Annotated in this window: 1 protein-coding gene; it reads right to left on the bottom strand. The window is 62.3% G+C overall.

The features are described 5' to 3' along the window. Positions 1 to 117: 117 nt before the first annotated feature. Positions 118 to 1,027: ribose-phosphate pyrophosphokinase (locus A2I95_RS42125; RefSeq protein WP_291738180.1), on the bottom strand; the 910-nt coding region annotated here is incomplete at its 5' end.

Here is a 1,027-nt window from a genome sequence, read left to right as displayed (position 1 = left end):
ATGGCTGGCGTGGCGCTTCTGATCAGCCTGAACACGGCCCGCCGCCGCGCTGCCCTGTGAAACAGAAAAAGCCCCGCACAAGGGCGGGGCTTTTGAACATCCGGAAAAACAGCAGCCTCAGCCGCCGTTGGACGTCAGGCTCTCGTAAATCGGCACCAGGGTCTTGTCCTCGAACAGCGACGACACGGATGTGCCGTGCCAGATGTTTAGGATCGCCTGGGTGAACAGCGGCGCGGTCGGCAGGATGCGGATATTGGGCGCGGCGGCCACGGCCTCGGTCGGCTGGATGGAATCGGTCAGCACCAGCGATTTCATCACCGAATTGGTGACGCGCTCAACCGCCGGGCCGCTCATCACGCCGTGGGTGATATAGGCGTGAACTTCCTTGGCGCCGTTGTCCAGCAGCACTTGCGCCGCCTTGCACAGGGTGCCGGCAGTGTCGCACATGTCGTCGATGATCAGGCAGATCTTGTCTTTCACATCGCCGATTACGGTCATCTCGGCCACTTCGCCGGCCTTTTCGCGGCGCTTGTCGACGATCGACAGCGGCGCGTTGATGCGCTTGGCCAGCTCGCGGGCGCGGGCCACACCACCCACATCCGGAGACACCACCATCAGCTCGTCCATGCTGTTCTTGAACTGGTTCTTCACATCGAGTGCAAAGATCGGCGAAGCGTAAAGGTTGTCCACCGGGATATCAAAGAAGCCCTGGATCTGCGCGGCGTGCAGATCCATGGTCAGCACCCGCTCGATGCCGGCACCGGTCAGCATGTTTGCCACCAGCTTGGCCGAGATCGGCGTGCGCGCCTTGGTGCGGCGGTCCTGGCGGGCATAGCCGAAGTAGGGGATCACCGCGGTGATACGCTGGGCCGAGGACCGGCGCAGTGCATCAGCGATGATCAGCAGCTCCATCAGGTTGTCATTGGCCGGGTTGGAGGTCGGCTGGATGATGAACATGTCCTCGCCGCGGACGTTCTCATAGACTTCGACGAAGATCTCGCCGTCATTGAACCGCTCGACGCGGGCA

It is taken from the genome of Leisingera sp. F5 (assembly GCF_001593695.1).
The sequence above is the reverse complement of the archived record's forward strand: the minus strand, read 5'-3'. Positions and strand labels throughout refer to the sequence as shown.